The sequence below is a fragment of the Rhodobacteraceae bacterium LMO-JJ12 genome, assembly GCA_021555075.1.
GTDB lineage: Bacteria > Pseudomonadota > Alphaproteobacteria > Rhodobacterales > Rhodobacteraceae > JAKGBX01.
In genome coordinates, this window is record JAKGBX010000002.1 from 292,496 (window position 1) to 300,000 (window position 7,505).

Annotated in this window: 5 protein-coding genes and 1 tRNA gene (1 of these 6 cut by a window edge); 5 read left to right on the top strand and 1 reads right to left on the bottom strand. The window is 60.1% G+C overall.

Going from position 1 to position 7,505, the window contains the following annotated elements:
* The first annotated feature begins 47 nt into the window (after positions 1-47).
* The 5 genes from LZG00_13430 to LZG00_13450 all read left to right on the top strand — a co-directional run bounded on the left by LZG00_13430 (position 48) and on the right by LZG00_13450 (position 6,644).
* Positions 48-1,607, top strand: coding sequence for a trimethylamine methyltransferase family protein (locus LZG00_13430; protein ID MCF3595003.1), 1,560 nt, complete (start codon positions 48-50; stop codon positions 1,605-1,607).
* A gap of 14 nt (positions 1,608-1,621) precedes the next feature.
* Entirely contained in the window at positions 1,622-3,667 is a 2,046-nt protein-coding gene (locus LZG00_13435; protein MCF3595004.1) for an NADH:flavin oxidoreductase, read from the top strand.
* Positions 3,667-4,389 (top strand): NAD(P)-binding domain-containing protein, encoded by a 723-nt coding sequence (locus tag LZG00_13440; protein MCF3595005.1) that lies wholly within the window; start codon positions 3,667-3,669, stop codon positions 4,387-4,389. The genes LZG00_13435 and LZG00_13440 overlap by 1 nt, the downstream gene beginning before the upstream one ends.
* A gap of 6 nt (positions 4,390-4,395) precedes the next feature.
* Entirely contained in the window at positions 4,396-6,378 is a 1,983-nt protein-coding gene (locus LZG00_13445) for an FAD-dependent oxidoreductase (GenBank protein ID MCF3595006.1), read from the top strand.
* A gap of 189 nt (positions 6,379-6,567) precedes the next feature.
* A tRNA-Pro gene (locus LZG00_13450) sits at positions 6,568-6,644 on the top strand.
* 157 nt (positions 6,645-6,801) lie between these two features.
* Here LZG00_13450 and LZG00_13455 read toward each other — a convergent pair.
* Positions 6,802-7,505, bottom strand: partial view of a GMC family oxidoreductase N-terminal domain-containing protein gene (locus LZG00_13455; protein MCF3595007.1) — the end only. Its footprint extends 919 nt past the window's final position; the window shows 704 of its 1,623 coding nt (coding positions 920-1,623); its start codon lies off the right edge, out of view; its stop codon occupies positions 6,802-6,804.

The window sequence follows — 7,505 nt, forward strand, 5'->3', positions numbered from 1 at the left end:
ATCGCGTTCAGATTTTACCATTGGGACACTTCAAAGAGGAGGAAGGCATGGTAGAAGTCACCGAACGGCGCCGTCGCAAGCGCGGCAACGGCTCACAGCGCAGTGGCGAAGCAGGGCAAAACCCACATCTCGAAGTGCCTTTCATCACCCGCCGAATGCGCCCCTATGACATTCTTGACGAAACCCAGATGGACATGATCGAAGCCACCTCCGAGCGGATCATGGAAGAGATCGGGATCGAGTTTCGCGATGACCCCGAGGTGGTGGAGTTGTTTCGCGCACGCGGTGCTATGGTTGAGGAGACCGGCGAGAATACTTGGCGGCTGCGGTTTGCGCCGGGGTTGGTGCGCGAAATTCTGAGCACCGCGCCCGAGCGTTTCATCCAATATGCCCGCAATCCGGCCAATAATGTCGAGATCGGCACCGATGCGACGGTTTTTGTGCCGTCCTATGGTAGCCCCTTCATGTTGGATATGGCGGGCAATCGGCGCTATGCGACGTTGGAGGATTTCCAGAACCTTGTGAAGCTGGGACAGTCCAGCCCTTGGCTGCACCATTCCGGCGGCACCATTTGCGAGCCGACGGATATCGCAGTGAACAAGCGCCATCTCGATATGGTTTATGCCCACATCCGTTACTCAGACCGGCCCTTCCTTGGGTCGATCACCGCGCCCGAGCGGGCGGAGGATTCGATCGAGATGTGTCGCATCGTCTTTGGGTCTGAATTCGTGGATACGCATTGCGTCATCATGGGCAATTTCAACACTACCTCGCCGCTGGTGATTGATGGAATCACCAGTCAGGGCATTCGCACTTATGCACGCGCCGGGCAGGGTTCGATCCATCTGCCGTTTTTGTTGGGCGGAGCGGTGGCACCGCTGACCATGGCGGGGCAGGTGGCGCAGAACCTGGCCGAGACGTTGGTGAGCGCGGCGATTACCCAGTTGGAACGCCCCGGCGCGCCGGTGATTATTGCGAGTTTCCTTAATTCGATGGCGATGCGCTCGGGTTCACCCACGTTTGGCACGCCGGAACCGGCGATGGCCAGCCTTGCGATGGGGCAGTTTTCGCGGCGCTATAAATTGCCGCTGCGCTGTGCGGGGAGTTTCACGACCTCAAAGTTGCCGGATGGGCAGGCGATGCAGCAGAGCATGATGTCGATGTTGAGCGCGGTGCAGTCAGGCGCGAATTTCATTCTGCATTCGGCGGGGTATCTCGATGGGCTTTTGTCGATGTCTTATGAGAAATTCGTGATGGATTGCGACGTTCTGGGCGCGCTGCATTCTTATCTCAGAGGCATGGATGTGAACGAGGATACGATGGGCTTTGAAGCTTTGGCCGAGGGCGGGCCGGGCGCGCATATGTTTGGTAGCCAGCACACGTTGCGCCATTATCAGACCGCCTATTGGGACAGTGCGCTTGATGACAACCGGACCTGGGAAACCTGGGAAGAGGACGGCAAGGTGGACATGGCGACGCGGGCGCATCAACGCTGGAATATGTTGTTGGAACGCTATGAGCCGCCGAATCTTGATCCGGCGATAGATGAGGCGTTGTTGGCATATATGGACGAGAAAAAAGCGGCCATGCCGGACTTGTGGCACTGAATAAAGGAATGGAAATGTCGAACGATCCGCTGTTGCAGCCCTACCAGCTTAAACATCTGACCTTGCGAAACCGGATCATGACGACCAGCCATGAACCGGCCTATCCCGAAGATGGCATGCCGAAAGACCGTTATCGCGCCTATCACGAGGAGCGCGCCAAGGCCGGTGTCGCGCTTGCCATGACCGCCGGGTCGGCGGCGGTGAGCAAGGACAGCCCCCCGGTGTTCAACAACATTCTGGCCTATAAGGACGAGGTGGTGCCGTGGGTGCGCCGGTTGACCGATGCGTTGCATGAAAACGGATGCGCGGCGATGATTCAGCTGACCCATCTGGGGCGGAGGACGCATTGGAACAAGGGGGATTGGCTGCCTGCCGTGACCTCGACCCGGCATCGCGAACCGGCGCATCACGCTTTTCCCAAGCTGGCCGAGGATTGGGATATCGAGCGGATCATCGGGGATTTTGCGGATGCCGCCGAGCGGATGAAAGAGGGCGGGATGGACGGGGTCGAGATCATGACCCACGGGCATCTGCTGGATCAGTTCATCTCGCCCCTGACCAATGATCTGGACGGGCCATATGGGCGCGAGACGTTGGAAAACCGGATGCGGCTGACTACCGATATCATTGCCGCCGTGCGCGCGCGGGTGGGCGATGAATTCGTGATTGGCGTCCGCTTTGCCCCGGACGAGGCGCATGAAGGCGGGATCACGCCCGAGATGGGTGTGGAGATTGCCAAGATCCTGAAAGGCACCGGGCAGGTTGATTTTCTGAACGTCAATCGCGGGCGGATTCATACCGATCCGGCGATGACCGATATGATCCCGGTGCAGGGGATGAAGAACGCGCCGCATCTGGACTTTGCGGGTTCAGTGCGGGCGGCCACGGGGATGCCGACCTTTCATGCGTCAAAAATTCCCGATCTGGCCACGGCGCGCCACGCGATACAGGCGGGGCTGCTCGACATGGTGGGAATGACGCGGGCGCATATGGCGGACCCCTATGTTGTGACCAAGCTGATCGAGGGGCGCGAGGAGGATATTCGCCCTTGTGTCGGGGCCACCTATTGCCTGGATCGGATTTATCAGGCGGGCGAGGCGTTGTGCATTCATAACCCGGCGACCGGGCGAGAGACGACCATGCCGCATATCATTTCGCCTGCGAGGATGCGCAAGAAAGTTGTGGTTGTTGGCGCGGGGCCGGGGGGCTTGGAAGCCGCGCGGGTGGCGGCAGAACGCGGGCATGATGTGACGGTGTTCGAGGCCCAGCCCGATCCGGGCGGGCAGGTGCGGCTGACCGCGCTGAACCCGCGGCGGCGCGAGATGATCTCGATTATTGACTGGCGCATGGCGCAATGTGCGGCGCGCGGTGTTGAGTTTCGCTTTAACACCTGGGCCGAGGCGGGGGATGTCACGGCTCTGAACCCTGATGTAGTGATCGTGGCGACGGGCGGCATGCCCAATACCATCCTGCACGAACAGCAGGGCGAGGCCGAAAATGTCGTGACCGCGTGGGATATCATTTCAGGGGATGTGAAGCCGGGCGAGAATATTCTGATTTATGACGAAAGCGGTGATCATCCGGGCGTAATGGCGGCGGAAGTGGCGGCGAATGCAGGCGCCAAGGTTGAGGTGATGACGCCGGACCGGACCTTTGCGCCCGATATCATGGCGATGAACCTTGTACCTTATATGCGGGCTTTGCAGGATAAGGACGTGCGCTTTACCGTGACGCGCCGGTTGCTGAGTGTCGCGCGTGACGGGAATCTTTTGAAAGCGCGGATCGGGACGGATTATTCCGACCTCGTGCAAGAGGCGCAATATGATCAGGTGGTGGTGAACTATGGCACCATGCCGCTGGATGAGTTGTACTTTGCACTGAAACCCGAGAGCCGGAACATGGGCGCGGTGGATCATGATGCGTTGATCGCGGGCCGGGCGCAGGAGGTAGAGCGCAACCCGGAGGGGCAATTCATGCTGTTTCGAATCGGTGACGCGGTGAGCGCGCGCAACACCCACGCGGCGATTTATGATGCGCTGCGTCTGGTCAAGGATATCTGATGCGGTTGGGGTTTATCGGCACCGGCACGATCGCAAGCGCCGTGGTGCGCGGGGTTGCGGGCGACGGGCATCAGATTGTCGTGTCTGAACGCAGTGTGCCGCTGTCGTCGGCTCTGGCAGCAGAGTTTGACAACGTGTCGGTGGCGAATAATCAGGGCGTTCTGGATCAGAGCGACGTGGTGTTTCTGGGCCTGATGGCAGAGGCGGCGCGGGGCGTTCTTGGGGCGCTAGAGTTCAGGGCGGATCAGCGGGTGATCACCTTCATGGCGGGGGCCACGTTGAGCGAGGCGGACGCGATGGTACGCCCGGCCAGCGCGGTTGCGATCATGATGCCGTTTCCGGGGATCGCGACCGGGGGATCGCCGATCATGATGCAGGGCGACGCCGGGTTGATTGAGGAAATATTCGGGTCGCGCAACACGGTGTTCGCCTTGAAAGATGCAGACGAGATGGCGGCCTATCTGGTTGCGCAAGCGGTGCTGTCACCGGTGGCGCGGTTGGTGGGCGACGCGGCCGAGTGGCTGGGCGAGCGTGTATCAGATGCGGATCAGGGCGAGGCGTTCTTGCGCATGCTGGTTGCGTCGAGCCTGGCAGGCAGCGCCTGTGCGCCACTGATCGAGGCGTTGAACACACCGGGCGGTTATAACCAGCGGTTGCGGGTGCATATGGAGGAAAGCGGAATGGGCAAAGCGCTCACGGCCGGGTTGGACGGATTGGAGTAAATCAAGATGAGCAATTTTAAGCATGTTTTCCAGCCCCTGAAGCTGGGTCACAAGACGCTTCGCAATCGGATCGTTTTTGGGGCGCATACGACCAATATGGCCGAGGAGGGCCTGCCGGGGGAGCGGCATCTGGGTTATTATCTTGAGCGTGCCAAGGGCGGGGCGGCGATGATCGTGGTTGAGCCGATGCCGGTGCATCGCGCATCGGTGCTGACACGGGGCAATTTTCGCCCGGGCAGCGATGATGTGATCGCACCGTTTCGTGCGCTGACCGAGGCGTGCAAGGCCGAGGGCACGGTGATGATCCAGCAGCTTTACCATGTCGGCGCGCATGGTGATTGGGACAACTCATGGCACGCGCATTGGTCGCCTTCGGGTGGCCCGAGCTATCACGACAATGATGGCAGCCACGAGATGAGTGCCGCCGAGATTGAGGAGACGATTGAGGCGTTCGTTGAGGCGGCGGTGCGCTGTCAGAAAGCCGGGTTTGACGGGGTTGAGGTTTGGGCGGCTTATCATTGTCTGCTCGATCAGTTCTGGTCGCCTTGGTCGAACAGGCGGGAGGATGAATGGGGTGGGTCGCTGGAAAACCGGACGCGGTTTTCACGAGAGATTATGCGACGTATTCGGGCGGTTTGTGGTGAGGAGTTCATCATCGGGCTAAGCGTGAATGACGAGCCGGATGTCGCGGCGATGCCGAGTCGCGCCGAGACTGCCGAGATTGTCGGGCTGCATGATGACGATGGAAATATGGATTATGTGACTGTCGGGGCGGGCAGCTATCTCGATTTTTTCAAGATCATTCCAAGCTTTCAATATGGTGAGAAGCTGACGGCTGATCTGGCCAGTGCGATCAAGGCGCGGGTACATCGTGCGATGGTCACGTCAGAAGCCGGGATTCGCACGCCAGAGAATGCCGATACGTTGCTTGGGGAAGGGCAGGCCGATCTGGTCAGTATCGTGCGCGGGCAGATTGCTGACCCATGGTTGGTGAACAAGGCCGAAACCGGACGGGTCGAGGATATTCGCGGCTGTCTGTCGTGCAATCAGCAATGCTGGGGGCGGCGGAGCAGGGATTATTACATTTCGTGTCTGATCAACCCGTCTGCGGGGCATGAATTTCTGTGGGGTGGGGACCGGTTCACCAATGCCCAGACGCAGAAAACGGTGTTGGTGGTCGGCGGTGGCGTGGCGGGATGCGAGGCCGCGCGTGTGGCGGCAGAGCGTGGGCATCGGGTGATCCTGGCCGAGGCGAGCGATCGGCTTGGCGGGCAGTTTCGTTTGGCGGGGTTACAGCCACGGCGCGGGCAGATTACCGAGCTGATTGGCTGGTATGAACGGCAGTTGGGGCAGCTGGGGGTTGAGGTGCGATACAACGCCTATCTTGACGCGCAGGAGATTGCCGAGGTCGGTGCGGATGAGGTTTTGCTGGCGACGGGGTCTTTGCCGATGGGCACCGGGTTTCAAAAGGCGCTGCCGCATGTCGAGGCGATGCCGGGGGCCGATCTGGCCAATGTGGCGTCGCCCGAGGATGTGATGGGCCGTGCGGCGCGGCTTGGCAAACGGGTGGTCGTTTTGGATGAAGCCGGGAGCTGGCGTGGCTGTGGTACGGCCTGGCATCTGGCAGAGGCGGGCCATGAGGTGGTGTTGGTGACTCCTGATGCGATGGTGGCGCGCGAGTTGGTGCGTTCGGCCACCGATCTGCCGCTGCGGCGGGCGCTCACTGCGAAGGGGGCGGAGTTTGTTACCGAACATGCGGTGTTGCGTTGGACCGGGTCTGTGGCGGAGGTTGTGAACCTGTTGACCGGGGAGACGCGTGAGTTGGCCGCAGATGGGCTGGTTCTGGCCACCGGGAACCGGGCAGACGGCGGGTTGAGGGAGGATTTGGGCGCGCTGGGCATTGCGGCGCAGATGATTGGGGACGCCAACGCCCCACGTAACGCGGCGGCGGCGATCTATGAGGGGCGTCTGGCGGGGTTGAAGGTTTAACGAGCGGTCGGGTCGTGCGGTATCGCAACCTTGCTATTACGGGCATCGGCACTACATGGGGCAGACGAAGGTTCAGGCGTTTTGAGACAAGCCCGCGAGTCTGGTTTATCGCGGAATGCTTTTGGGCTGGCTCTGGCAATGCGGCTCTTGCCAAAGGCGCAGGCATTCTGTAAGGCGCTTTCTCACGGTCGGAGTGTAGCTCAGCCTGGTAGAGCACTGTCTTCGGGAGGCAGGGGCCGGAGGTTCGAATCCTCTCACTCCGACCAATAAATCAAGGCGCCCAAGGGCGTCTTTGTTGTTTCTGATCAACCCGCTGCGAATGTTAGATGACAGACATTCTTGCAGTGAAATCGGAGAAGCGCGGTTTGGCGCGCTTGAGATGTTGCGCTTTGTGCCGTGCTTGAGCGCGCGGGAAAGTTCAAATCAGATTGCGTGATCAGCCTTGATCATATCGGCGCATTTCTCTGCAATCATGATGGTCGGCCCGTTGGTGTTGCCGCTTATCAGGTTTGGCATGACAGAGGCGTCGGCCACGCGAAGCCCCGTAAGGCCGTGAACCTTGAGCCGGGGGTCGACAACGGCCAAATCATCTAGGCCCATTTTGCATGTGCCGACCGGGTGATAGACGGTATCGGCACGGTTGCGAATGTGCTGTTCCCATTCGGCATCCGTGGTGTTGTCGTTCACGCCATAGAGTTCCTTGTGCTTGTATTTGACCATGGCAGGGGCCTCCATGATCTGGCGGGTCAGCTTGGCGCCCCGGATCATGGTTTGCAGATCACGCTCATCGCTCAGGAACTTCGGGTCTATCCCTGGTGCCGCCAGCGGATCAGCGCTTTGCAGGAATACCTGGCCGCGCGAATAAGGGCGCAGGATGCAGACATGGCAGGAATAGCCATGGCCCAGATGCAGCTTGCGTGCATGATCGTCCACGATCGAGATCACGAAATGCGTTTGCAGATCGGGGCGGTCGATGGATGGGTCAGACTTGAAGAAGCTGCCGGCCTCGGCCATCGACGAGGCGATCATTGAATTGCCGTCCTTGCGCCATTTAAAAATCTCGCGCAGCAGTTTTACACTTGCGCGCAGTCCCAGCCCCAGATTGTCGGTATCCTTGGTCTTGTATG